Origin of the sequence: Streptomyces rimosus subsp. rimosus (assembly GCF_000720725.1) — a bacterium.
In the GTDB taxonomy this organism is placed as follows: Bacteria; Actinomycetota; Actinomycetes; order Streptomycetales; family Streptomycetaceae; genus Streptomyces; species Streptomyces rimosus_A.
In genome coordinates this window covers 21960-46412 of record NZ_JOCQ01000077.1, presented here as the reverse complement: position 1 = coordinate 46412, position 24453 = coordinate 21960, and the positions used below count along the sequence as shown (strand labels likewise).

The following is a 24453-nucleotide window of genomic DNA, read 5'->3' as shown; positions in this document are numbered from 1 at the left end:
GTCATGCGCGCCACCACCCTCCACGCACCCCACGACATCCGCGTCGAAGACGTACCGGACGCCGCCGTCCGGGAACCGGGGGACGCGGTGGTGCGGGTGCTGCGGGCCTGTATATGCGGCAGCGACCTCTGGGCCTACCGGGGCGAGATCCCGCGTGAGCGCGGGCAGCGGATCGGCCACGAGTTCCTCGGCGTGGTCGAGGAGACCGGCTCCGAGGTGTCCGGCGTGCGGCCCGGTGACCTCGTCGTCGCGCCCTTCACCTGGTCCGACGGCGTGTGCGAGTTCTGCGCCGAGGGCCTGACGACCTCCTGTGTGCACGGCGGGTTCTGGGGCGGTACGCCCGGCTCGGACGGCGGGCAGGCCGAGGCCGTCCGCGTTCCGCACGCCGACGGCACCCTGGTCACGCTGCCCGCCGACGCGGCCGGGGACGACCGGCTGCTGATCGCGCTGCTGACGCTCTCCGACGTGCTCGGCACCGGCCACCACGCGGCGGTCGGCGCGGGCGTGCGGCCCGGCGCGACGGTCGCGGTCGTCGGGGACGGCGCGGTCGGGCTGTGCGGGGTGCTCGCCGCCCGGCGGCTGGGCGCCGAGCGGATCATCGCGCTCGGCCGGCACACCGCCCGTACGGACCTCGCCCGCACCTTCGGCGCCACCGACGTGGTCGCCGAGCGCGGCGACGCGGCCGTGGCGGCGGTGCGCGAGCTGACCGGCGGCCGGGGCGCGCACGCCGTCATCGAGGCCGTCGGCACCGAGCAGTCCATGGCCACCGCGGTCGGCATCACCCGTCCCGGCGGCGCCGTCGGCTGGGTCGGCGTCCCGCACGGCAGCGGCAACGGTCTGGACATGGAGACGCTGTTCCAGAACAACATCGCGGTACGCGGCGGCGTCGCCCCCGTCCGTACGTACATCCCCGAACTGCTGCCGGACGTCCTGGACGGCACCCTCGACCCGTCGCCGGTCTTCGACCTGACCGTGGACCTCGACGGCGTCCCGGACGGCTACCGCGCCATGGACGAACGCACCGCGCTGAAGGTGCTGGTCAAGCCCTGACCGGTGAAGACGGCCGCGGGCTTGAGTCTCCCGCCGGGGGAGACCCGACAGTGGACGGCATGAACGAGGACGGCGGCGGCCTGCTGACGATCGGGGCGCTGGCCCGGCTCACCGGGGTGACGGTGAAGACGGTCCGGCGCTGGTCGGACGAGGGCCTGCTGCCGCCCGCCGCCCGCACCCCCGCGGGCTACCGCCTGTACGGCCCGGACGCCCCCGCCCGTCTGGAGATCGTGCGCACGCTGCGCGAACTCGGCATCGGCACCGCGGAGATCCGGGCCGTGCTGCGCAGCGAGCGCAGCGTCGCCGACGCGGCCCGGTGCTGGGCGGATGCCCTGGACGCGCAGATCCGCACGCTGCGGCTGCGGCGCGCCGTGCTGCGGGCGGTGGCCGCGCGGGGCACCGCAGCCGAGGAGCTACCGGACGTGCACCGACTCGCCCACCTGACCGCCGCCGAACGCCGCCGCATCATTGAGGACTTCATCGCGGACGCCCTGGACGGCGTGGCCGCCCCCGCCTACCGCGCCGGACTGCTGGCCGCCGCCCCGGACCTGCCCGAGGACCCGGCGCCCGACCAACTCGCCGCCTGGATCGACCTGGCCGACCATGTCCAGCGCCCCGAAGTACGGGCCGCGCTGCGCCGGCTGGCCGAGTACAGCGCACGTACCGCCCCCGCCGTACCGTCCGCGACGGCCGCCGAGGACGCGGCGCGGGTCGCCGAGCTGATGCGCCGGCGCGCGGAGGCGGCCCTCGCCGCCGGTGTAGCCGCCGACTCCCCGGCGGCGGAGCCCGTCGTAGCGGAACTGGTCGCGGCCTGGCTGCCCACCCAGGCGGACACGGCCGACCCGCCGCAACGGGATGATGCCCACGCGCGCGCCAGGCTGCTGGAACAGCTGGAGGCTGCCGCCGAGCCGCACATCGAGCGCTACTGGCAGCTGATGTGCACCGCCACCGGCCGCCCGCAGCCACCGCGTTGGGACGCGGCGGGCGCCTGGACCGCGAGCGCGCTGCGCGCCTACCCCGAGCCTGGCCACGGTCTTGTCCTGCCGCCCGCACCGGACGCGCAGCGCGCGCTGTACGTGTACGAGCGGGTGGCCTCAGACGTCACGGCGCTGGTCGGCGCCGTACCGGAAGAAGCGCTGGAGCGGCCCACGCCGTGCGACGACTGGACCGTACGGCAGCTCATCGGCCACATGGCGTGGGAAAACCTCATGATCACCTCGATCGCCCGGGACGCGCCGCGCACCGACCCGGACGCCGACCACCTGGGCGACGACCACGCCGCCGCCTTCCGCGCATCGGTGGACGGACTGCTCGCGGCCTTCACCGGCACCGGGCTGCTGGAGCGCACGTACGGCCCGTACGAAGCCCCCGGCGCCCTGTTCGCGCAGCAGGCCGCCGTCGAACTCCTCGCGCACGGCTGGGACCTGGCCCGCGCGCTCGGCGCGAGCACGGACCTGGCGCCGGAGGTCGCCGACGAGGTGCTGGAAGCGGCCCGCGGCATCTACGGGGCGGCGCCGCGTACCGAGGGCGGCTCCTTCGCGCCGGAGCGGACCGCGCCCGAGGGGGCGAACGGCGCGGACCGGCTGGCCGCCTATCTGGGCAGGTGAACCGGCCGCCCACCTGAGCGGGTGACCTGGCGGCCCACCTGAACACGCGAAACAGCGGTGGGGCCGGGCGGCGAACCGCCCGGCCCCTGCCTCGGAACCGTCACCGGTTCCTCAGCGGCATCAGTCCTTGACCGCGTCCAGCGCGTCCACGATGCCGTAGCCGTAGTGGCCGTTGACGTGCTGAGTACCGGTGCACGTCTTGTCGGCGGTCGGGCAGCCCGGGTTGTCAGCCTGCATCTTCAGGAGCCACTGGATCTCCTGGGGGCTGGACTTCGGGTGGGTGCTCTTCAGGAGCGCCACGACACCGGCGACGTGCGGGCTGGCCATCGAGGTGCCCTGCAGGTAGCCGTAGTCACCACCGGGCATGGTCGACAGGATGCCGCCGTTCTTGGCGGGCAGCTCCGGGACCTGGCGGGAGTCGCCGCCCGGCGCCGCCACGTCGATCACGCCGTTGCCGTAGTTGGAGAAGTACGACTTCAGGCCCTTGACGCCCGTCGAGGCCACCGTGACGGTGCCCGGCAGCTGGGTCGGGACGTCCCAGCACTTCTTCGGGTCGATGGTGCGCGTCACCGGCGTGGAGTCGTTCGGGCTGGACGTGTCGGTCAGCTGCGCCGCCGCCAGGTCCATGTTGGAGTTGCCGGCCGCGGCGACGTTCACCACGCCCTTGCCCTCGGCGTACTTGGCGGCCCGGCCGACGGCGTCCACGATGGCGCCCTGGTCCAGGTCGTCCTTGCAGTTGAACATCCACGGGTCGACGTAGTAGCTGTTGTTCGTCACCTTCGCGCCGTGGTCGGCCGCGAAGACGAACGCGCACACCACGCTCTCGGCGTAGAACAGGCTGGTCTTCGGCTCGCTGACCTTGATCGCGGAGAGCTTGACGCCCGGGGCCACACCGGCCACGCCGACACCGTTGCGCGCGGCGGCGATGGTGCCCGCGACGTGCGTGCCGTGGTAGTCCTCGGCCGGGTCGTACGGACGCCAGGCGCCGGGGGAGGTGTCCGCCACGCCGCCCACGCAGTTCGCCGACTGCTTCGGGGCGAAGTTGGCCTTCAGGTCCGGGTGGGTGTCGTCCACACCGGTGTCGATGACGGCGACGGTGACCTTCTTGCTGCCCTCGTCGATCTTCGCCGCCTGGTCCGCCTTGATGGCGGGGATGTCCCACTGGAGCGGCTCCAGCGGCTCCTTGTCGTCGCCCGCGGCGTTGGCCACGCGGGCCGCCTTGGCCGCCTTGTCGGCGGTCAGCCGCTCGACCTTCTGGGGCTTGCCGACGTCCGTGGTGCCGGACGCCTTCAGCGGTGCCGTACGGGTGGCGCCGGCGGACTGCACACCAGGCGTCTTGCGTATGGTCGCGGCGAACAGCGGGTTGGCCGAGTGGACGACGATCACGCCTATCTTCTCGTGGGCGATGATCACCTTCCCGCCGGCCTGGGTTATCGCCTTCGTGACGCGCTTGACCGAGGCATGGCCCGGGGTGGCGTTCACGACGTAGGACAGCAGCGGGCCGTCGGTCTTGACGGCGGCCGCCGGGGCCGCGGCCTGCGGGGCGGCGGTGGCCGCGCCCGGCAGGAAGCCGAGGGATGCCGTCAGGGCCAGTCCGAGCGGTACGGCCAGCGCCCGCACCCGTCTGGATCGGGGATGCGCCATGGGTACTCCACATCATCCGTGGGACCGCCCGCACACGGGTCGCGTGCGGGCAGGTGGATACCGCCGAACGGGGGAAGGGCCCCCGTGCGCGGCAAGTCCCCGAGAAGTTATCCGTGTCGAGCACGGAACATCAATGGATCACGGAGAAAACCTGCCAAGAGCCGCGGATTGACTTGCCGTCAGGCGTGGGTGCCACGGTCGCGGACGAGTCACGGGGCGCCCGCCGCCCGCCCGGGGTGCAGGGCGTGCGACCGGCCTGGCCGTGGCCGGTGTTCCCGCTTCCTGCCGGATTCAACAAACCCACCCGTCAACAACCTCTGTCGCAACGCATGCCGCACCTCTACGATGCGTGATCCGGATCACTTACGCACGCTTTATCACCGGGTTCCGCCGTCCGCCCCTACGCACCCAGGAGATCCCGTGAGCACCGCACCGCCGCCCACCGAACCGGGTCCGCCCCGGCCGCCGGATTTCACCGAGGTCCAGGCAGGCCCGGAATTCGGCGAACTGCGCCGCTCGTACCGCTCGTTCGCCTTTCCGCTCACCGTCGCCTTCATCCTCTGGTACCTGCTGTACGTGCTGCTCTCCAGCTACGCGGGCGGCCTCATGGGCACCAAGGTCTTCGGCAACGTCAACGTCGCCTTCGTGCTCGGTATCGCCCAGTTCGTGACCACCTTCCTGATCGCCTGGTGGTACTCCCGGCACGCCGCCGCCAAGCTGGACCCGAAGGCCGAGGCGATCAAGGCCCGCCTGGAGGGTGACGCATGACCCCGACCGAACGGATCACCACCGGCGCGCGGCAGCTCGCCGACGGCGCCGGACAGCTCGCCGCGAGCGACGCCGGCGAGCACCGGACACTGATCATCACCCTGTTCGCGGTCTTCGTCGCCGCGACCCTGGGCATCACCGTGTGGGCCGGCCGGCAGACCCGGGGCGCGGAGGACTTCTACGCGGGCGGCCGCCAGTTCAGCGGCTTCCAGAACGGCCTGGCGATCTCCGGCGACTACATGTCCGCCGCGTCCTTCCTGGGCATTGCCGGCGCCATCGCCCTCTTCGGCTACGACGGCTTCCTGTACTCCATCGGCTTCCTCGTCGCCTGGCTCGTGGCGCTCCTGCTGGTGGCCGAACCGCTGCGCAACTCCGGGCGGTTCACAATGGGCGACGTGCTGGCGTACCGGATGCGCCAGCGCCCGGTGCGCACCGCCGCCGGCGTCTCCACGATCATCGTCTCGATCTTCTACCTGCTCGCCCAGATGGCGGGCGCGGGCGCCCTGGTCACCCTGCTGCTCGGCATCACCAGCGAGGCGGGCAAGATCCTGGTCGTCGTCCTGGTCGGCATCGTGATGATCCTGTACGTGTCCATCGGCGGCATGAAGGGCACCACCTGGGTCCAGATGGTCAAGGCCGTCCTGCTGATCGCGGGCACCCTGCTCATCACGTTCCTGGTGATGCTCAAGTTCGACTTCAACATCTCCACCCTGCTGGGCAGGGCCGCCGAACAGAGCGGCAAGGGCGCCGCCTTCCTGGAGCCCGGCCTGAAGTACGGCGCGACCGCCACCTCGAAGATCGACTTCATCTCGCTGGGCATCGCGCTGGTCCTGGGCACCGCGGGCCTGCCGCACATCCTCATCCGCTTCTACACCGTGCCCACGGCCAAGGCCGCCCGGAAGTCGGTGAACTGGGCGATCGGCATCATCGGCGTCTTCTACCTGATGACCATCGCGCTGGGCTTCGGCGCCGCCGCCCTGATCGACCCCGCCACGATCAAGGCGTCCAACAAGGCGGGCAACACGGCGGCCCCGCTGCTCGCCCAGGAGATCGGCGGCGGCGCCGACTCCACCGGCGGCGCGATCCTGCTCGCGGTGATCTCCGCGGTGGCCTTCGCGACCATCCTCGCGGTCGTCGCCGGGCTCACCCTCGCCTCGTCCTCGTCCTTCGCGCACGACCTGTACGTGAACGTCTTCCGCAAGGGCAGGGCCACCGAGAAGGAGGAGGTGGCCGCGGCCCGCTGGGCGACGGTGGGCATCGGCGCGATCGCCATCGTCCTCGGCGTCTTCGCCCGCGGCCTGAACGTCGCGGGCCTGGTGGCCCTCGCCTTCGCCGTCGCGGCCTCCGCCAACCTGCCGACGATCCTCTACAGCCTGTTCTGGAAGCGGTTCACCACCCGGGGCGCGCTGTGGTCCATCTACGGCGGCCTGGCCTCCTCCGTCCTGCTCGTGCTCTTCTCGCCGGTCGTCTCCGGCAAGGAGACCTCGATGTTCCCCGGCGCGGACTTCCACTTCTTCCCGCTGGAGAACCCGGGCCTGATCTCCATCCCGCTGGGCGGCCAGGGGGGCCCACTACGGGGCCGGGCCCGGGGCCCCCCGGGCGCCCGCCCCGCGGGGGGGGGGGGGGGCGGGGTCAGCGTCCCCCGCCCCCCCCCCGCCCGCCTCGTGATATCTCACCCGTGCTCGCTGTCAGTCCCATCGCGTAGGCTCGAAAACGAACTGATCGGACTCGGGCATGGGGGCAGCGGTGCTCTCGGGCAGGGGGCAGCAGTGCTCATCGACACATACGGTCGCGTGGCCACCGACCTGCGGGTCTCACTGACCGACCGATGCAACCTGCGCTGCACGTACTGCATGCCCGAGGAGGGCCTGCAGTGGCTCGCCAAGCCGGACCTGCTCACCGACGACGAGATCGTCCGCCTGATCCGCATCGCGGTCACCGACCTCGGCATCGAGGAGGTCCGCTTCACCGGCGGCGAGCCCCTGCTGCGCCCCGGCCTGGTCGGCATCGTCGAGCGCGTCGCCGCCCTGGAACCCCGCCCGCAGATGTCGTTGACCACCAACGGCATCGGCCTGGAGCGCACCGCCGCCGCCCTGCGCGCCGCCGGCCTGGACCGCGTCAACGTCTCCCTCGACACGCTGCGCCCGGACGTCTTCCGCGCCCTGACCCGCCGCAAGCGCCACGAGGACGTGCTGCGCGGCCTGGAGGCGGCCCGCACCGCCGGCCTCACCCCGGTCAAGGTCAACAGCGTCCTGATGCCCGGACTCAACGACGACGAGGCCCCCGACCTGCTGGCCTGGGCCATCGCCCACGACTACGAGCTGCGGTTCATCGAGCAGATGCCGCTCGACGCCCAGCACGGCTGGAAGCGCGAGGGCATGATCACGGCCGGTGACATCCTGGCCTCGCTGCGCACCCGCTTCACCCTCACCCCCGAGGACCAGGAGGAGCGCGGCTCCGCCCCGGCCGAGCGCTGGCTCGTCGACGGCGGCCCGCACCGCGTCGGCGTCATCGCCTCGGTGACCCGCCCCTTCTGCCGCGCCTGCGACCGTACGCGCCTGACCGCCGACGGCCAGGTCCGCACATGCCTGTTCGCCACCGAGGAAACGGACTTGCGCGCTGCGCTGCGCTCCACCGCGCCGGACGCGGAGATAGCCCGCCTGTGGAAGCAGGCGATGTGGGGCAAGAAGGCCGGGTCGGGTTTGGACGACCCGGCGTTCCTCCAGCCGGAGCGGCCCATGTCGGCGATCGGCGGGTAGGGGCGGGGGCTGCCGCCGGGGGCCGGGGGCGGGTCCGCTGTACAGCTGCTGCGGCCGGGGTTCGGCCCGTCGTACCGGCGCTGCGGCGAGGTGTGGTCCGACCCCGTACAGCCGCCGCGGCCGAGGCATGGCCCGCCTTCAGAGGCCGGACCAATGGCGGCAGGCGACAGGCGGCGGACGGCCGGTCGGTCGCCGCTGCGGTCAGTCGCCCGTCGGGCGGTCCGCGACGCCGTTCTCCCACTCGGCCAGCGTCACGACATCCTTCAAGAACCCGCGCAAGTTGAGGAAGTTGGACAGGTGCTCGCGGTGTTCGTCGCACGCGAGCCAGGTCTTGCGGCGCTCCGGCGTGTGCAGCTTCGGGTTGTTCCAGGCCAGCACCCACACCGCGTCGGCGCGGCAGCCCTTGGCCGAGCAGACGGGCGTGTCCGCGGCGGGTTCCGGCGCCGAGCCGGGCAGTCCCGACAGGCCCGGCAGGCCGGGGACCTGCGGCGATGCGGAATTTCCGGCGGAGCCGGCGGAGTCGGGGAGCGGGGCGTCAGGGGAGTTCACGGCCTCAACCCTACGTCGCCCGCGGAGGCGGACATGGCGACGCCGGGCAGCCACGGGGGGAGCCGCCCGGCGTCGGTCCGTCGCTCCGACGGGGGATGCGGAGCGCGTACGCAGTATGTCACGCGGGAGTGGGCCCGGTGCACCGGAACCACATGATTGATCTGAGCTTTTTCTGAGCTTCGCAGATCGCGGACGGGTCAACTCCGCTCGTGCCGCGGCCCGTCCGCATCCGGCCCGGCCGCTTCCGGGACCGGTTCCGCCGGGCCGGCGGTGCCCCCGGGGCCCAGCATCGGCCGCGTGGGCGCCGGTATGAAGGTGGACGGCAGTGAACGTACGTTTTCCCGCCCGGCGTTGGCGACGACCACCGCGACGTACGGCAGGACGACGCCCAGCACCAGGGTGGCGATGGCCACGTGACGCTCGATGTTCCAGAGCACGGCCGTGAGCACCACGGCCACGGTCCGCACCGACATCGAGATCACATAGCGGCGCTGCCGGCCCCGCACATCCTCGGTCAGGCCCCGTCGCGCTCCCGTGATCCGGAAGGCCTCGGCGCCGGTCTGCTTCCGCATCACGTTCCACCACCTGCTTGTCGTGCCGGATACTCCCCGGTTCCGCACCGATTCCACGTTACGCCGCGCCTGCGCCGCCTTCGAGACCGGGGCGCGATACGGGCGGGCCGGGTCCGTACCGTCCTCGCGCGTACGGCCCGCTCCGGCGTGCGGCGTAGCCCGTCCGGAGCGAAACTGACGGTGCACGATTGCGTGCGCGCGCCGCTTGAGGAGGCGACATGACTTGGTTGTGGGCAATCATCGTGGGCCTGGTCCTGGGCCTGATCGCCAAGGCGATCCTTCCCGGCAAGCAGGCGATCCCGCTCTGGCTGACCGTGATCTGCGGCATGCTGGGCAGCGTCCTGGGCAACTGGCTCGCCACCGGCATCGGAGTGAACGACACCAAGGGCGTCGACTGGACACGGCACGTGCTGCAGCTGGTCGGCGCGGTCATCGTGGTCGCGATCGGCGACCGGCTCTGGGCCGCCGTACGGGGTCGTCACAGAGAGACGACCTGAGAGCAACGGGCAAGCAAGGACACCGGAGGACCGGAGCACTGCAACACCGGAACACACACCGGCCGGTGCGCACACGGTGCGCACCGGCCGGTCCGGTAAGTGACGACAGGCCTAGCGGCCCGCGAGCTGGGCCAGCTTGCGGCCCGCCTTCAGGTACGCCGTACCGGGCACCTCGGCCAGCTTCTCGGCCAGCACCTCGCCCAGCGGCCGGATCGCCTCGGCCTCGGCGAGCACCAGCGTCTGCTGCCCGTCGGCGGCCTCCACGACCAGGCGCAGGGCGTTCTGCTTGGCCAGCCGCCGGGCCGCCGAGGCGCTCGGCGTGAACTCCAGGACCTTGGTCAGGACCGCGGCCACCGTCTCCGCGCCGTGCTCGGCGACGTCCACCACCGGCAGCGTGCTCACGTCGGCGAAGGACTTCTTGGAGAACTGCGCCACGAACCCGGCGCGCGCGGCCATCGCCGCCTCCAGGCCGTACAGCGCCGTCACGACCTCGCCGGCCAGCACCTTCTTCAGGTCCATCGGGTGCAGCGTCTTGTCCGCCACCCGGCCCAGCACGACCGCGATCTCCTCGTCGGTCCACTCCGTCCACGCCTTCAGGTACGGCTCCATCAGCCGGTCCGGCACCGACATGATCTTGCCGAAGACGTCGTCGGCGGGCGCGCTGAGCCCGACGTAGTTGCCCTTGGACTTGGACATCTTCGCGCCGGTGCCGTCCGTGCCCTCGATCAGCGGCATGGTGACGACCAGTTGCGGCCGCTGTCCGCGCAGCTCCATCAGTTTGCGGCCCATCTGGAGGTTGAGCAGCTGGTCGGCGCCGCCCAGCTCCACGTCGCACTCCAGCGCCACCGAGTCCAGGCCCTGCGCGATCGGGTACAGCAGCTCCGTCATCGTCAGGCCGGAGCCCGCGGCGAGCCGGTTGCGGAAGTCCTCGCGCTGGAGCAGCTGCGAGACCGGCACCTGGGAGAGCAGCCCCAGCAGCTCGGGGAAGGTGTACGGCGCCAGCCACTCGCTGTTCTGCCGGAAGCTGACCTTCTCGAAGTCGAAGAACGGCCGGACCTGATCGCGGTAGCTGGCCAGGTTGGCGGCGATGTCCTCGTCGGTCAGCGGCGGGCGCTCGGCCGTACGGCCCGACGGGTCGCCGATCTTGGCGGTGAAGTCACCGATGATCAGCGTCACGTCGTGCCCGAGCCGCTGGAACCGGCTGAGGATGATCAGCGGCACCGCGTGGCCGAGGTGGACGTCGGTGGCGGTCGGGTCGATGCCCAGCTTGATGTGCAGGCCCTTGCCCGCCGCCCGGCGCTGCTCGATCCGCTCGGCCAGCTGGTCCACGCCCGGCAGCACCTCGACGGTACGGGAGGCGATCAGCTCGGCCTGCTCCCTGGCAGGCAGGTCCGTCAGGTCCAGATAGCGCCGGGCGCCCGTCTCCTGGAGCAGCTCCGCGACGGTGGAGTCGGCGGAGAGGTCTGCGGAGAGCAGCGAGCTGGCGCGGGCGACGGATTCGCCGAGGCGTGTCATGGCGTTCCTGATCGGTCGGTTTTCCCGTAGGGGAGGACGAGGAGAGAGTCTATTCGAGGTGGTGGCCGGGCCCGGGCGGACGTCCGCCCGGACCCGGCCGGACACCCGCGATGTCACACCCCGGGACTGACCGAACTCATATTGAAGTCGGGAATCCGCAGGGCCGGCATCGCGGCGCGCGTGAAGTAGTCGCTCCACTCCCGCGGCAGCGTGCGTTCCGTACGGCCCGCCTCCGCCGCCCGTGCCAGCAGGTCCAGCGGCGACTCGTTGAACCGGAAGTTGTTCACCTCACCGACCACCTCGCCGTTCTCGACCAGGTAGACGCCGTCCCGGGTCAGCCCGGTGAGCAGCAGCGTGGCCGGGTCCACCTCGCGGATGTACCACAGACAGGTCAGCAGCAGCCCGCGCTCGGTGCCCGCCGCCATCTCCTCCAGCGACCGGGTGCCGCCGCCGTCCAGGATCAGGTTGTCGATGCCCGGCGCCACCGGCAGCCCGGTCAGTCCGGCGCTGTGCCGGGTGGTCACCAGCCGCCGCAGCTCACCGTCGCGGATCCAGTCGGTCGGCTCCAGCGCCAGCCCGTTGTCGAACACCGAAGCATCGTCGCCGGAGGCGTGAGCCAGCACGAACGGCGCGCACTCCAGGCCAAGGGCGCCCGGGTCGCTGCGCAGCGTCAGCGGCAGCCCCGCGACCTTGCTGCCGACGAGGGTGCCGCCGCCGGGCCGGGAGAAGACCGTACGGCCCTCGGCGGCGTCCCGGGCCGTCGCCGACCACTGCTGGTACACGAGCAGGTCGGCGACGGCCGTCGGCGGCAGCAGCGTCTCGTAACGCCCGGCCGGCAGCTCGACGCGCCGCTCGGCCCAGCCGAGCCGGGTGGCCAGCTCCGCGTCCATGGCCAGCGGGTCCGCGTCACGGAAATCCCGGGTGGACAGCCCCTTCCAGGCGGACCGGGTGCGGTCCGGCGATTTCGCGTTCAGCTCCAGCGTCCCGGTGGGCTGGTCATGGCGCAGCCGCAGCCCCGTGGACGAGCCGAGATAGGACGAGACGACCTCATGGAACGCGAATCCGTACAGCTCACGGCCCCCGTCCCCGGCCCGCTTGAACGATTCGCCCAGCGCGGGCGCGAAGGCGCCGAACACCGCGGAGGAGGTCTCGGCCGGAGCATCGCTGAAGTCCGGCGACGGCGCGGCGCCGGCGACCAGCGGCCCGGCATCCTCGGCAGGCCCCGCCGCCCGCGCGGCCGCCTCCGCCTCCCGCACCAGCGGCTCCAGATCGGCCGCGGTCACCGCGGCCCGGGACACCACACCCGAGGCGGTCCCCTGCGCACCGTCCACGGTCGAGATCACGGTCAGCGACCGCCCGCGGGTGACCCCGTTGGTGGTCAGCGCGTTCCCGGCCCACCGCAGATTCGCGCTGGACCGCTCGTCCGCGATGACCACACACCCATCGGCCCGGGACAGCTCCAGGGCCCGCTCGACGATCTCGTGGGGCGCATTCGCCCGCGGATTACGGCTCATCGACCCGCCTCCTGTGCCGTATGCAAAATGCTGACGCCGGTGAACAGGGCCGCCGGACAGCCGCGCGAGACCGCGGCGCTCTGCCCCGGCTGCGCCTTCCCGCAGTTGAAGGCCCCGCCCAGAACGTACGTGTCCGGCCCGCCGCCCGCGGCCATCGAGCCCCGGAAGTCGGTGGTGGTCGCTTGGTGGGCGACGTCGCGGAGCCGGCCTGCGAGGCGGCCGTTCGCGATGCGGAAGAAGCGTTGGCCGGTGAACCGGACATTCACCGGGGGAGCGGAGGGCATACCTCGCTGAGGGGTGTCTTTGCAGGTCGGACGGTGTTTCACGGTCCACCCTCAATCCCTGTTGACACTGGATGAAACCGGACTGTACGGGGTGTGGTGTCGGCCTGGTGCCGACTTCTGGGGGGCACTGCGGATCTTCTTCCGATCCGATGGTTGATCGTAGACGTCGACATGTCAGGCGGGGTGGTCTCCGGCCAGATCCTTGGTCGGAACGGCTAGGTGAGGGCGGCTGGGAGCCGAGTGGTCATCCTGCTCGATGCCGATGCGTATGAGGTGCGGAGTGCCGTGCAGGAGCGGGGACAGGGCCACGCGGGGGCTGTCCGCGTTGGTCTCCTGGGTGACGTTCGAGAGCACGTAGTTGCCGCCGTGCCCGTTGACGATCATCAGCCCCGGCGCGGAGGAAGAGTCCGTGATCGTCGGCGACTCGCTTGGCGATCATGCCTGTACGGGGAGCGCGGCCGTGCCCCATTGCTCGGTCCCCCTGGAGGGCGGGCCGCCACGGATCCGCCCGGTGCCGGCCACGAGCGACAGGACTTCGAGGAGGCCGCCGGCTCGCGGTTCGGCGTCCGTGGCCGCTCATCCCGGTGTCCTCGGATCAGGGCCCCGGCGTACGCATATGTCGGGCCGTGTGGCGCAGCCAGAGCGAGATGCCCGGGACATGGACCGCAAAAGCGCGGGCCGCTCACGTACGAGTCGGCAGCGGCAGGGCGGCATCCGTGCGGGCTACTTCACCGGGTGTAGAGGCACCGCCTCGGTCGTCGTGTCCGCGTTGAGGAAGTCGTCCGGAACCACGTCGATCGCTCCGCAGTGGTTGTAGGGCACATGGGCCGGAAGCTGCGTGAGATTGCTGAGGGCCAGGCCAGGGTCCTGGGCCGTGGCCATGGTCTCTCCCGGGTAATGGCGTGCCGCGCACCTGCTGCCGAAAACGGCCGCGCTGATCCGAGCGATGCCCGCGTTCGCGGGGGCTGCGGTCAGCAGCTCTTCCGCGACCACCGCCGCGGCCACACCGACCGGTACAGCGATCTTCCGGATGCGCATGCGCATGCGCTGCGAACGACGCCCGCTGTCCGCGGATACGGGCCGTCCCGCGGCGGGACGGCCAGGTGACCGGCCGGTCCGACCGGCCACCGGCTGGTACGGCCGTACGCCGAGGTCGCTGTTCGAGCGTCGTCGGGTGCCGGACGGAGGCTGCTGCTCTCGGATGAGGGGATGCGTCCGGTGGAGCCGCTGTGCTCCGGGCCCCGCACGCCCCGGGCTGCGGGATCGTTTCCCAGCCGGCGGCTCGGATACGGCTGGACGTCGTGAACGCAGCAGCTGGACGCCCGTGCTCTTGGCGCCGCCGGGAGTTCCTTCGTCCGGGTGGTAGATGAGGTGGTGTGCGGCGGCGAGTGGCTTGCCGGCTCCGGTCGGATGATGCTCGCTCTGCTGGGCTGTGAGGTACCGAGAGCGAAGGAAGGCCGCGGTGAGCGTCCTCGGCCATGGGCAGGAGCCCTTGAAGCTGTCCGTTGGGCGGCGGTGGGCGTGTTTGGCCGTGCTGTCGGCGAGTCTGCTCGTTGTCGCCATGGATATGACCATTCTTGTGGTGGCGCTGCCCGGCCTGACTGCCGAGCTGGCGCCTTCCGCCGACCAGCAACTGTGGATCGTGGACGTCTACTCCCTGGTTCAGGGCGGGGTGCTGGTGGCGATGAGCGCGCTGGCCGACCGGTGGGGCCGCAAGAGACTGCTGCTGGCCGGATTCGCGGTGTTCGGCGGCACCTCCCTGCTCGTACTGGCCGCCGGAAATCCGGGCCTGGTCATCGCGGTGCGGGCACTGCTGGGTGTGGGCGCCGCGATGATCATGCCTACGACGCTGTCGATGCTCCGGGCGGTGTTCCCCGATCCGGCCGAACGCGCCACCGCGCTGGGGGTGTGGGTGGCGACCTCCTCCGTCAGTGTGGCCATGGGCCCGATCGTGGGCGGGCTGCTGCTGGAGCACTTCTCCTGGCGCGCTGCTTTTCTGGTCAATGTGCCGCTGATGGCCGCCGCTCTCATCGGCGGGCTGCTGTTGCTGCCGGAGTCACGTGATCCGGCTCCGGGCCGCTGGGATGTGGTGGCCACCGCCCTGGTGGTGACGGGCATGGTGGCCCTGGTCTGGGCGATCAAACGCTTCGCCAAAGCGGGGCTGGCCGCCCCGGCGGCCTGGGGTGCGCTGCTGGCGGCGGCCGTGCTGCTGGGCTGGTTCGTCCGGCGCTGCCTGCACCGCTCTGATCCGCTGCTGGAGGTGCGCCTGTTCACCCGGATGCCGTTCACCGCTGGCATCGTGGTCGCGCTGACCACGATGCTCGCCTTTGACGCGCTGTTGCTGCTGGTGGCCCAGTGGCTTCAGCTGGTGGAAGGCCACTCTCCGCTCCAAGCGGGCGTGCATCTGCTGTCGATGGCCGCGGGGGCGGGTCTGGCCTCGCCCCTGGCGCCGGTCCTCGCCGCCCGCCTGGGGGTGCGGACTGTGCTGGCCGGCGGACTGGCCCTGGCAAGCGCGGGTGTCCTGGCCATGTACGCCGCTCCAGGAGGGCTGGGTTACCCGGTGGTCGCCTCGGCCCTGTTCCTGCTGGGTGGGGCGTCCGGCTCTCTTGCGATCGCCTCGGCTGTGATCATGTCCGGCACCCCGCAGGCCAAGGCCGGCAACGCCGCGGCGCTGGAGGAGACCTCCTACGACCTGGGGAGCGTGCTGGGCGTGGCGGTGCTGGGCAGCGTGGCCTCTGCCGTCTACCGCTCCCATCTGGACGCTGCTGCTCCGGAGGACCGGGGCCTGAACGCTTCTCAGGTTTCCGCTGCACGGGAGTCGTTGAGTGGGGCTCTCGACACTGCCTCACGCTTCGGTGCGCGCGAGTTGGCGGTGCAGGCCCGTGCGGCGTTCACCGAAGCGCTCGTGCAGGCCGGGCTGGTCAGTGGGCTGATCATGCTGGCCGCCGCCGTCGTGGCTTTCGTCCTGGTGCCTCGGGGGCTGGACTTGTCCGAGCAACAGCGCTGACCGCTCGTGGGGCCTGCTCGGCGAGCATCGTGGTCAGCGCGCCCCATGCCGACGGTGAACAGCAACCGTTGCTGTCGACCGGCGTCGACGGCGGGTACCTGGCGGCCGCGCGGAGCGTGTGTCATTTGTACAGGCGGTCGACCAGGCCGAAAAGGTCGACGGAGGCTCCGGTGTGTTCCACGGCATAGCGGCCGACGTCGGCCAGGTACAGGGGATCCGGCCGGCCGTCGGGGGTCAGGGCCTGCAGTGTTTCGGCGGGGTAGATGCCCAAGGAGGGCAGGACGGGCTCGGGGTGCCCCAACTGATGTCTGAGGTGCTGTGCGTGATCGAAGATCTGTCTCTCCGTGTGATCGTCCACGGCGATGGACAAGGGCGCCGCGTCCGCGTCGGGAATGCCGGCAGCCCTGAGGTATTCCACGGCATAACTGATCCGGGCGAGGTGCTCGCGGTCAGAAGGTGAGTGCAGCGGGCGCAGGAGCTGCCAGGCGGGGGTGCCGGTGGCGATCATGCGGGAGAAGAGGTCGCCGGTCTTCGGCAGGTCGCCGGTGGCGACTGCTTGCTGCAGGCAGTCTGCAAGGGGTGCGAGCCCGGGCGCGGTGCGTACGGTCGCCTCCCGGCCGGTGGCGGCCAGCAGGGAGCGCAGGCGGCTCCGGAACAGGCGCAGGATGCGGGCGTGGCGTTCGTCGACCAGGTGGAACCAGAGCCGGGCCATGTCGGCAGGGACCAGGCCGTCCTCGAAGGCGTCCAGGAGCCGCAGGTAGTACTGCACCCGGGGCACGTCGACAGTGATCGTCAGGGGAGTGGCGGGCGGCAGCGCGTCGGCCAGATCGGCGATCACCCGTGACTGGCGCATGACGGTTTCGTATTCGTAGAGCGACAGGTCGTCATCGACGGTGATGGAGTGCAGGCGGTCGGTCGGCTGTCCGGTTCCGGGACGCAGCAGGGGAAAGGTGCCGCCGCGCTCGTCGGTGACGCGAAGATGTGTGCCGAAGAGGCAGACGCCGGTGACGATCTCGATACGGTCGGCGTCCATCGCCGAGCCGGTCATCCCTTTGGCCCCTTTGACCAGGAGCCGGTGCCGACTGCCGGGGAACGCGGCATCGGCGAAGACGGTCCTGTTGGCCTGGTCCCGGCTGTTTCCCAGGATCAGTGCGTCCGAGCCCGCCGCCGGGGTGCTGGAACCGAAGTACTCACCCAGCGCGTCAACCCGGCCGGCCGCGCGGTTGACGGCCTTGTCCGGTACAGGCGCACACGAATTCACGGCCGCTAGCTGCAGCAAGCCGTGGGCGCCGGGTACGGGACGCGGGCAGGCCTCGTCGGATGCGCGGTGCCGATGAAGGACGGGTGGCCGGTCCCGGCGCCCGCTCTCCTTGGCGACGAGGATTTCGTCGTGAGGCGTCTCCGGGCGGCGCTTCGCGGGATCGTGCGAGCCGGAAGCGAGCCGGTCAGCATCTCCGCAGGGATGCACACGTCCTCCGCAGGTCGGCGCAGGAACCGTGCCTCTTCACGCACCCGGCTCAGCAGGCTGGAGACGGCGGCGGAACCCGACAGTGCCCCTCTTCCAGTATCGGGGCCGCCACAGCGCCGGCAACTCGCAGCCGTGAGCGCCGGGGCATCCTCGGGCCGCTGCGCAGCGGCAAGAACCGCTTGGAGCGCGCCCAGCGCGAGTGCGGGGCCAAGACCCCCCGCTCCAATGACCTTGTCCGCGCCGCCCAACGGATGGCTGCGGAAAGGCCCCACCAGACGAAACCGGCCCCCGGCTGTATCACGCCATGTCCTTGATGATCCCGGCCATCGTCAGGCACAGGTCGTCGAGCAAGTCGTCCATCGGAGGAGGCTCGGCTTCCTGCGGGCTGATCATGAACTCGTCGAGCCGGGACCGCACCTCCACCAGACGGGGATCGGCCGTCGTGTGGAACTCCAGGAGTTCGAGCGTGCGCCGGGCGGCGTCGACGCATCGCATGGGCGGGTAGTCCGGCGGTTCTTCGACCAGTCCTCGCCCGGTGGTGAGCAGATAGGCGGCAAGCAGAACCAGATCCTCGTGCAGCCGCTCAGGGTTTGGGCCGACCGGTGGCTTCATGGCTGATCACCTCTCGTCTGGCGGGGCACTGAGGCGGCTGTGGCGAGCGTCCGGTTCGGCAGGGCGGACCGGGTGGCGAGTCCGGTGGGCCGACAGCGGTACGGCCTCCCGTGCCGCGGGCAGGGCTGGTGGGACGGAGTTTCCCACGATCACGGCCGCCCGCCGTCGTGCGCCACGCGCGGTGCCCCGGATCGCCGGGGCACCGCGGTGCTCGTCGGTGTCCGGCGGATCCGACGAGGCGAGGGCCGGACACGACATCAGCGGCCTCCTCGCCGACCCGGCCGCGCCGCCCAGGGCCTCCCGGCACCGAACGGGTGGCAGGCAGGGAGGGGAAGAGGGACGTCGCACCCGACGCGGCCGGAGGAGGGCCTGTGCCGGGTATGCCGGAGAGATGACTTCCCAGGACCATCCTCCGGCGCCGGTGCCCGGAATCGCCCCTGCAGAGTTTCTCCGGGCCCTCACCACCCGCACCGCCGTGCGCGCCTACACCGACACTTCGATCACCTTGGAGACCGTCAACGCCCTGCTGGAAGGGATGCAAGCAGCGCCCAGCGCCGGCAACACCCAGGCATGGTCCTTCATCGTGATCCGGGAACCACGCAACATCCGGCGTCTGCGGGCCTTCGCCCCCGGAGTGATCGGCCATCCCGCCCTGGTGGTCCTCGCCTGTTCCGATGACAGCCGCGGCCCCGAGTACCCGTCGGAGAAGCAGGTCAGAACACTGTGCGTGGCCATGGCCGTGCAGAACCTGCTGCTCACCGCCCACGCACACGGCCTGGGTGCCTGCCCCGTCCACAGCTTCGCCCCCGAGCCTCTACGGCTCCTGTTCGACCTGCCCCCGTACCTCCAGCCGGTGCTGCTCGTCCCGATCGGCATCCCCGCCCACCAACGCAGCCCCTCCAGTCGCCGGGCCTCCGACGAGGTCATCAGCTACGAGACCCACGGACAGCGCGAACCGGTGTCACACGGGGCGCCGCGCGGTGCAACCACGACATGACACCTGGGCGACGACCGGGACGACGACGACCGCCTACGACCGCCCAGCCTCACCGGAGGTGTTCAAAATGTTCACACTCCGGAACATCGCCGAAGGGCACCCGTGCGACACCGCCGCAATCTGCCCCGGCTGCGCCTTCCCGCAGTTGAACGCCCCACCGAGGACGTACGTGTCAGGTCCCCCCACTGCCTCCATCGACCCCCAGAACTCCGTAGTACTTCCCTGATAGGCAACATCCCGCAGCTGCCCGCAAAGGCGGCCGTCCCGGATGAGATAGGCCCTCTGCTGTGTGAACTGGAAGTTGTACCGCTGCATATCGATCGACCAGGACCGATCCCCCACCACATAAATTCCCCGGTCCACCCCGGAGATCAGCTCTTCCGTGCTCGGCCCCTGTGGTGCGGGCTGCAGTGACACGTTCGCCATCCGCTGGACCGGTACGTGTGCGGGGGAGTCGGCGTAGGCGCAGCCGTTTGAGCGGGGGGTGCCGGTGAGCTTGGCCATTCGCCGGTCCAGCTGGTAGCCGACCAGGGTGCCGTCCTTGATCAGGTCCCAGGACTGGGCCGCTACGCCCTCGTCGTCCCAGCCGATCGTCGCCAGGCCGTGTTCGGCGGTGCGGTCGCCGGTCACGTTCATCGCCTCGGAGCCGTAGGCGAGCTTGCCGAGCTGGTCGAAGGTGGCGAAGGAGGTGCCCGCGTAGGCCGCTTCGTAGCCGAGGGCGCGGTCCAGTTCGGTGGCGTGGCCGATCGACTCGTGGATGGTCAGCCAGAGGTTGGAGGGGTCCACGACCAGGTCGTAGTGGCCGGGGGTGACACTCGGGGCGCGGAGTTTTTCGGCCAGGTGGGCCGGGATCTCCGACAGTTCCTCGTCCCAGTTCCAGTGGGTGCCGGTGAGGTATTCCCAGCCGCGGCCCACCGGCGGGGCCAGGGTGCGCATGGAGTCGAACTCGCCGGTCGTCGGGTCCACGGCGACCGCGGTGAGTTCCGGGTGGAGGCGTACGCGTTGCTGGGTGGTGCCGGTGCCCGCGGTGTCGGCGTAGAACTTGTTCTCCTGGACCGTCATCAGGGTGGCGTCCGCGTGCGCGACGCCCTTCGAGGCCAGCAGGCGCGCGCTCCACTCGGCCAGCAGGCCGGTTTTGTCCGCGTCCGGTACGTCGAACGGGTTGATCTCGTAGGAGGAGATCCAGGTGCGGTCGGGGTAGGCGGGTTCGTCCGCCAGCTCGACCGTTTCCGTGGAGCCGGCTGCCTCGGCCACCTTGGCCGACAACTTCGCCATCGCCACCGCCTGCCCGGCCACCCGCGCCGCGGCGTCCATCGTCAGGTCGACGCCGGAGGCGAACCCCCAGGCGCCGTTGTGCACCACGCGCACCGCGTAGCCCAGGTCCGTGGTGTCGGAAGCCTCCGACGGGCGGGCGTCCCGCAGCCGCCAGGACGCGCTGCGCACCCGCTCCAGGCGGAAGTCCGCGTGCTCGGCGCCCAGCGCGCGGGCCCGCGCCAGCGCGGCGTCGGCCAGTGCGCGCAGGGGCAGCGCGAGGAAGGTCTCGTCGATCGAACGAGGTGTGGCAGGCAAGGCGTCCTCCCGTGGTCGGCGCCATGAATCATGCCCTGCCCGGGGCGCCCGGCCCACCCCGCGGGGGACCCGGACGGCGGCATCTTCTGTAGGGACCCGACAGTGACCGGCGTGCGCGCCTGTCCGGGCTCGATTCTCCGTACGAGGCCGGTGACCGATAGTTTCGTAGCGAACGCAGGTCGGACAGGACACGGAAAGGGTGATCTCTTGAGCCGCTCGGTTCTGGTCACCGGAGGCAACCGCGGCATTGGCCTCGCCATCGCCCGGGCCTTCGCCGAGGCAGGCGACAAGGTCGCCATCACCTACCGCTCGGGGGAGCCGCCCGAGGGATTTTTGGCCGTGAAGTGCGACATCACGGACGCCGAGCAGGTCGAGCAGGCCTACAAGGAGATCGAGGAGAAGCAGGGCGCGGTCGAGGTGCTGGTGGCCAACGCCGGCGTCACCCGCGACCAGCTGCTGATGCGGATGTCCGAGGAGGACTTCGCGTCGGTCCTCGACACCAACCTCACCGGTACGTTCCGGGTGGTCAAGCGCGCCAACCGTGGCATGCTGCGGGCGCGCAAGGGCCGCGTCGTGCTGATCTCGTCCGTCGTGGGCCTGCTGGGCTCCGCGGGCCAGGCGAACTACGCCGCCTCCAAGGCCGGCCTGGTGGGCTTCGCCCGGTCCCTCGCCCGTGAGCTGGGCAGCCGTAACATCACCGTCAACGTCGTCGCGCCCGGTTTCGTCGACACCGACATGACCCGTGCGCTCACCGACGAGCAGCGGGAGGGCATCGTGAAGCAGGTGCCGCTCGCGCGCTACGCGCAGCCCGAGGAGATCGCCGCCTCGGTCCGCTTCCTGGCCTCCGACGAGGCCGCGTACATCACCGGAGCCGTCATTCCCGTCGACGGCGGATTGGGCATGGGTCACTGATCAGCATGAGTGGAATCCTCGCAGGCAAGCGCATCCTCGTCACGGGCGTACTGACCGAAGCCTCGATCGCCTTCCAGACCGCCAAGGTCGCCCAGAACGAGGGCGCCGAGGTCATCCTGACCGGCTTCGGCCGGCTGTCGCTCGTGGAGCGGATCGCCAAGCGGCTCCCCAAGGAAGCACCGGTCATCGAGCTGGACGTGACCAACCAGGAGCACCTGGACGGGCTGGCGGACAAGATCCGCGCGCACCAGGGCGACGACGCCCGCATCGACGGCATCGTGCACTCGATCGCCTTCGGCCCGCAGGGCGCCTTCAACTTCCTGGAGGCGAGCTGGGAGGACGTGTCCACCGCGGTGCACGTCTCGGCGTACTCGCTGAAGTCGCTGACCATGGCCTGCCTGCCGCTGATGGGCCGCGGCTCCTCGGTCGTCGGCCTCACCTTCGACGCCCAGACCGCCTGGCCGAAGTACGACTGGATGGGCGTCGCCAAGGCGGCCCTGGAGGGCACCAGCCGCTACCTGGCGCGCGACCTGGGCCCGCAGGGCATCCGCAGCAACCTGGTCTCGGCCGGCCCGATCAAGTCGATGGCCGCCAAGTCGATCCCGGGCTTCGAGGAGCTGGCGGACGTGTGGAACCACCGCGCCCCGATCGGCTGGGACCTGGCCGACCCGGAGCCGGCCGGCCGCGGCGTCGTCGCCCTGCTGTCGGACTTCTTCCCGAACACCACCGGCGAGATCGTGCACGTCGACGGCGGCGTGCACATGATGGGCGCCTGACGCCCGCAGTGTGCGTGAGGGGCGCCTGACGCCCGCCAGCGCCTGATGGACGCTGCCCGTCCCGGTCCGCCGGGGCGGGCAGCGCGCGTTGTACGGGGCAGCCGGGTACGCGTACGGGGTCAGCCGGCGCCCTGCGCGTTGAGCCGGCACCCGAAGGGATGCGTGCTCGCCTCCGCCGCGGCGCGTTCGCCGTCGCCCGCGCGGATCGCCGCGACCAGCCGCGCGTGGTCCGTGTGGGCCTCGGGCCGCAGCACGTCGCCCACGTCGGCGCGCAGGAATTCCCGCAGTACGCCGCCGAGGTCGGCGTACAGCTCGGCCAGCACCTCGTTGTGGGAGGCCGCGACGACCGCCATGTGCAGGGTCGCGTCGGCCTCCACGAACGCGGTCGCCGCGCCGGACTCCCAGGCCCGCTCGCGCCGCTCCAGCGCGGTGTCGAGCTGCCGCAGGTCGTGGTCGGTACGGCGGCGCGCGGCCAGCCGGGCCGCCGCCGCCTCCAGCGCGCTGCGCAGTTCGGCCACGTGCTCCGGGTCCGCGTCCGCGAAGCGGCGGTTCATCACCCCGGCCAGTTCGCTGGTCGCCGCCACGTACGTGCCGGAGCCCTGGCGGATGTCCAGCAGGCCGTTGTGCGCCAGCGCCCGTACGGCCTCGCGGACGGTGTTGCGGGCCACCCCGAGCTGCTCGACCAGCTCCGGCTCGGTCGGGATGCGCGAGCCCACCGGCCACTCGCCGGAGGTGATCTGCGCCCGCAGCTGCGTGATCACCTGGTCCGCCAGCGCGGAGCGCCGGGGCGAGGTCAGAGGCATGTCAGCGCTCCAGTGGGACGGGGGCCGGGGCCCGACGGCAGACACCGCGACGAGAGGATAGCGAGCCTGTCGCGCGCTCGGCCCGGCCGTACGCCCGCTGGGTACGCCCGTACGCCCGCTGGGTACGCCCGTACGCCCGCGGGGTGCTCCCGGGCGAACGAGGGGTGCGCCCGCAAATCCCTGGACAAGCATTCATCCTATGATTCTATGATGAGTCGCATGGCAGACGACTCCCTCGCGACGCTCGGCCCCGGCGCCGGGCCCCGCGGCCCGCGGCCGGAACAGCACCCGACCGCACCGGTCGGGCCGGACGGCCGCACCGGTCCCGGGCCGGACCGTACCCCGGCCCCCGGGCGAGCGGCGCCGATCGTCATGATCGTCGGCTTGTTCCTGGCCGCCCTCAACCTCCGCCCGGCCATTACCAGCCTCGGCCCGCTCATGGAAGAGGTGCGGTCCGGCCTGGGCATGAGCGCGACCGTCGCCGGCCTGCTCACCTCCGTACCGGCACTGTGCTTCGCGGTCTTCGGCATCGCCGCCCCGCGGCTGGCCCGGCGCTTCGGGCCCGGCGCGGTCGTCTGCGCGGGCATGGCCGCGATCGCCGCGGGCATCGTCGTACGGCCCTACACGGGCAGCACCGCCGGCTTCCTCGCCGCCACCGCACTGGCCCTCGCGGGCATCGCGGTCAGCAACGTGCTGCTGCCGGTCGTCATCAAGACCTGGTACCCGGACCGCGTCGGCCCGCTGACCGGCCTGTACTCCATGGCGCTGGCGCTCGGCAGCGCCCTCGCCGCGGCGCTGACCGTCCCCGTCACCACCGCGCTCAGCGGCAGCTGGCAGGCCGGTCTCGGGGTGTGGGCGCTGCTCGCCGCGCTCGCCGTCCTGCCCTGGCTGACCGTCGTACGCGGCCGCAGGGCCGAGCGCGGACCGGCCGCCACGGCGCCCGCCGCGCCGCCCGCCCTGCGGGTCGGCACTTCGCCGACCGCCTGGGCGCTGGCCGTCTACTTCGGCCTCCAGGCCACCGCCGCCTACGTCACCATGGGCTGGATGGCGCAGATCTTCCGCGACGCCGGGGTCCCGGCGGGTACCGCGGGCGTGCTGCTCGCCTTCACCATGGCGATCGGCGTACCGCTGTCCTTCGTCCTGCCCCGGGTGGCCGCCCGGATGCGCAACCAGGGCCTGCTCGCCGTCGGCCTCGGCCTGTGCGGGCTGGCCGCCTACGCCGGCCTGTGGCTGGCCCCGGCCGGCGGGGCCTGGGTCTGGACGCTGCTCATGGGGATGTCGAACCTCGCCTTCCCGCTGGCCCTGACGATGATCGGGATGCGTGCGCGCTCCGCCGACGGCGTCGTGCGGCTGTCCGCCTTCGCCCAGAGCGTCGGCTATCTGATCTCCCTGCCGGGCCCCTTCCTGGTGGCCACGCTCTACCAGCACAGCGGCGGCTGGGGGCTGCCGCTCGCGCTGATGGCCGGGCTGATGGTGCCCCAGATGGCGGTCGGGATGCTGGCGGGCCGGGACCGCCGGATGGAGGACGAGGCCCGGGTGCGACACTGAAG

At 71.7% G+C, this 24453-nt stretch carries 21 protein-coding genes and 2 pseudogenes; 11 read left to right on the top strand and 12 right to left on the bottom strand.

Translation table 11 applies throughout. From position 1 onward, the window contains the following. Positions 1–3 precede the first annotated feature (3 nt). Together IH45_RS0130835 and IH45_RS0130830 are read left to right on the top strand one after the other, a co-directional pair. The gene (locus IH45_RS0130835) at positions 4–1050 is read left to right on the top strand and encodes a zinc-dependent alcohol dehydrogenase family protein (protein ID WP_030675958.1); all 1047 of its coding nucleotides are present in this window, start codon (positions 4–6) and stop codon (positions 1048–1050) included. Between the two features lie 59 nt (positions 1051–1109). Continuing rightward, positions 1110–2657 carry a TIGR03086 family metal-binding protein gene (locus tag IH45_RS0130830; protein ID WP_030675955.1) on the top strand — a complete coding sequence of 516 codons (1548 nt, stop codon included), beginning with the start codon at positions 1110–1112 and terminating at the stop codon, positions 2655–2657. A 120-nt stretch (positions 2658–2777) separates the two neighbouring features. Here the strand turns inward: IH45_RS0130830 and IH45_RS0130825 are convergent, their stop codons facing one another. After that, positions 2778–4301 (bottom strand): S8 family peptidase, encoded by a 1524-nt coding sequence (locus tag IH45_RS0130825; protein WP_030675952.1) that lies wholly within the window; start codon positions 4299–4301, stop codon positions 2778–2780. Between the two features lie 420 nt (positions 4302–4721). Between IH45_RS0130825 and IH45_RS0130820 the strand changes: the two genes are divergently transcribed. The 3 genes and pseudogenes from IH45_RS0130820 to moaA all read left to right on the top strand — a co-directional run bounded on the left by IH45_RS0130820 (position 4722) and on the right by moaA (position 7828). After that, positions 4722–5069: a DUF485 domain-containing protein gene (locus tag IH45_RS0130820; RefSeq protein WP_030675949.1), complete on the top strand. Its 348-nt coding sequence runs from the start codon at positions 4722–4724 to the stop codon at positions 5067–5069. Next, a pseudogene (locus IH45_RS1000000150240) lies at positions 5066–6625 on the top strand (solute symporter family protein); the annotation flags it as partial. The gene IH45_RS0130820 and the pseudogene IH45_RS1000000150240, both read left to right, overlap by 4 nt. A 108-nt stretch (positions 6626–6733) precedes the next feature. After that, the gene (gene moaA / locus IH45_RS1000000150235; RefSeq protein ID WP_234440740.1) at positions 6734–7828 is read left to right on the top strand and encodes a GTP 3',8-cyclase MoaA; all 1095 of its coding nucleotides are present in this window, start codon (positions 6734–6736) and stop codon (positions 7826–7828) included. Positions 7829–8029: 201 nt separating this feature from the next. Here moaA and IH45_RS0130810 read toward each other — a convergent pair whose 3' ends face one another. Beyond that, positions 8030–8284 carry a hypothetical protein gene (locus tag IH45_RS0130810; RefSeq protein ID WP_030675943.1) on the bottom strand — a complete coding sequence of 85 codons (255 nt, stop codon included), beginning with the start codon at positions 8282–8284 and terminating at the stop codon, positions 8030–8032. 290 nt (positions 8285–8574) lie between these two features. Then, positions 8575–8949 (bottom strand): DUF3099 domain-containing protein, encoded by a 375-nt coding sequence (locus IH45_RS0130805; protein WP_030675940.1) that lies wholly within the window; start codon positions 8947–8949, stop codon positions 8575–8577. Between the two features lie 218 nt (positions 8950–9167). On the opposite strand from IH45_RS0130805, the gene IH45_RS0130800 reads away from it, so the two are divergent. Then, positions 9168–9446, top strand: a complete 279-nt coding sequence (locus IH45_RS0130800; protein WP_003985794.1) for a GlsB/YeaQ/YmgE family stress response membrane protein — start codon at positions 9168–9170, stop codon at positions 9444–9446. Between the two features lie 111 nt (positions 9447–9557). Here the strand turns inward: IH45_RS0130800 and tyrS are convergent, their stop codons facing one another. The 5 genes and pseudogenes from tyrS to IH45_RS0130775 all read right to left on the bottom strand — a co-directional run bounded on the left by tyrS (position 9558) and on the right by IH45_RS0130775 (position 13797). Beyond that, positions 9558–10961 carry a tyrosine--tRNA ligase gene (tyrS, locus tag IH45_RS0130795; RefSeq protein WP_030675938.1) on the bottom strand — a complete coding sequence of 468 codons (1404 nt, stop codon included), beginning with the start codon at positions 10959–10961 and terminating at the stop codon, positions 9558–9560. A 113-nt stretch (positions 10962–11074) separates the two neighbouring features. Beyond that, positions 11075–12475 carry a metallopeptidase TldD-related protein gene (locus tag IH45_RS0130790; RefSeq protein WP_030675936.1) on the bottom strand — a complete coding sequence of 467 codons (1401 nt, stop codon included), beginning with the start codon at positions 12473–12475 and terminating at the stop codon, positions 11075–11077. Further along, positions 12472–12738, bottom strand: a pseudogene (locus IH45_RS0130785) (TldD/PmbA family protein); the annotation flags it as partial. The gene IH45_RS0130790 and the pseudogene IH45_RS0130785, both read right to left, overlap by 4 nt. A gap of 195 nt (positions 12739–12933) precedes the next feature. Beyond that, a complete protein-coding gene (locus tag IH45_RS0130780) occupies positions 12934–13143 on the bottom strand; it encodes a hypothetical protein (RefSeq protein ID WP_030675932.1) in 210 nt (69 codons plus the stop codon). A 339-nt stretch (positions 13144–13482) separates the two neighbouring features. Next, positions 13483–13797 carry a chaplin gene (locus tag IH45_RS0130775; protein WP_158813322.1) on the bottom strand — a complete coding sequence of 105 codons (315 nt, stop codon included), beginning with the start codon at positions 13795–13797 and terminating at the stop codon, positions 13483–13485. Between the two features lie 424 nt (positions 13798–14221). On the opposite strand from IH45_RS0130775, the gene IH45_RS0130770 reads away from it, so the two are divergent. Then, positions 14222–15766: an MFS transporter gene (locus IH45_RS0130770; RefSeq protein WP_050515301.1), complete on the top strand. Its 1545-nt coding sequence runs from the start codon at positions 14222–14224 to the stop codon at positions 15764–15766. Positions 15767–15887: 121 nt separating this feature from the next. Here the strand turns inward: IH45_RS0130770 and IH45_RS0130765 are convergent, their stop codons facing one another. Both IH45_RS0130765 and IH45_RS0130760 read right to left on the bottom strand, forming a co-directional pair. Further along, entirely contained in the window at positions 15888–17027 is a 1140-nt protein-coding gene (locus IH45_RS0130765; RefSeq protein WP_030675923.1) for a hypothetical protein, read from the bottom strand. A 504-nt stretch (positions 17028–17531) separates the two neighbouring features. Then, positions 17532–17846 (bottom strand): DUF6092 family protein, encoded by a 315-nt coding sequence (locus IH45_RS0130760; RefSeq protein ID WP_030675919.1) that lies wholly within the window; start codon positions 17844–17846, stop codon positions 17532–17534. 391 nt (positions 17847–18237) lie between these two features. Here IH45_RS0130760 and IH45_RS0130755 point away from each other — a divergent pair, with 391 nt between their 5' ends. Continuing rightward, positions 18238–18843, top strand: coding sequence for a nitroreductase family protein (locus IH45_RS0130755; RefSeq protein WP_063763071.1), 606 nt, complete (start codon positions 18238–18240; stop codon positions 18841–18843). Between the two features lie 33 nt (positions 18844–18876). Here the strand turns inward: IH45_RS0130755 and IH45_RS0130750 are convergent, their stop codons facing one another. Continuing rightward, positions 18877–20412 (bottom strand): TldD/PmbA family protein, encoded by a 1536-nt coding sequence (locus IH45_RS0130750; protein WP_030675913.1) that lies wholly within the window; start codon positions 20410–20412, stop codon positions 18877–18879. 207 nt (positions 20413–20619) lie between these two features. Between IH45_RS0130750 and fabG the strand changes: the two genes are divergently transcribed. Beyond that, the gene (gene fabG / locus IH45_RS0130745) at positions 20620–21324 is read left to right on the top strand and encodes a 3-oxoacyl-[acyl-carrier-protein] reductase (RefSeq protein WP_003985790.1); all 705 of its coding nucleotides are present in this window, start codon (positions 20620–20622) and stop codon (positions 21322–21324) included. A 5-nt stretch (positions 21325–21329) separates the two neighbouring features. Then, positions 21330–22100, top strand: coding sequence for an enoyl-ACP reductase FabI (fabI, locus tag IH45_RS0130740; protein ID WP_030675908.1), 771 nt, complete (start codon positions 21330–21332; stop codon positions 22098–22100). A 119-nt stretch (positions 22101–22219) separates the two neighbouring features. Here the strand turns inward: fabI and IH45_RS0130735 are convergent, their stop codons facing one another. Further along, entirely contained in the window at positions 22220–22903 is a 684-nt protein-coding gene (locus tag IH45_RS0130735) for a FadR/GntR family transcriptional regulator (protein ID WP_030675905.1), read from the bottom strand. 219 nt (positions 22904–23122) lie between these two features. Here IH45_RS0130735 and IH45_RS0130730 point away from each other — a divergent pair, with 219 nt between their 5' ends. After that, positions 23123–24451, top strand: a complete 1329-nt coding sequence (locus tag IH45_RS0130730) for a CynX/NimT family MFS transporter (RefSeq protein ID WP_030675901.1) — start codon at positions 23123–23125, stop codon at positions 24449–24451. The last annotated feature ends 2 nt before the right edge of the window (positions 24452–24453 follow it).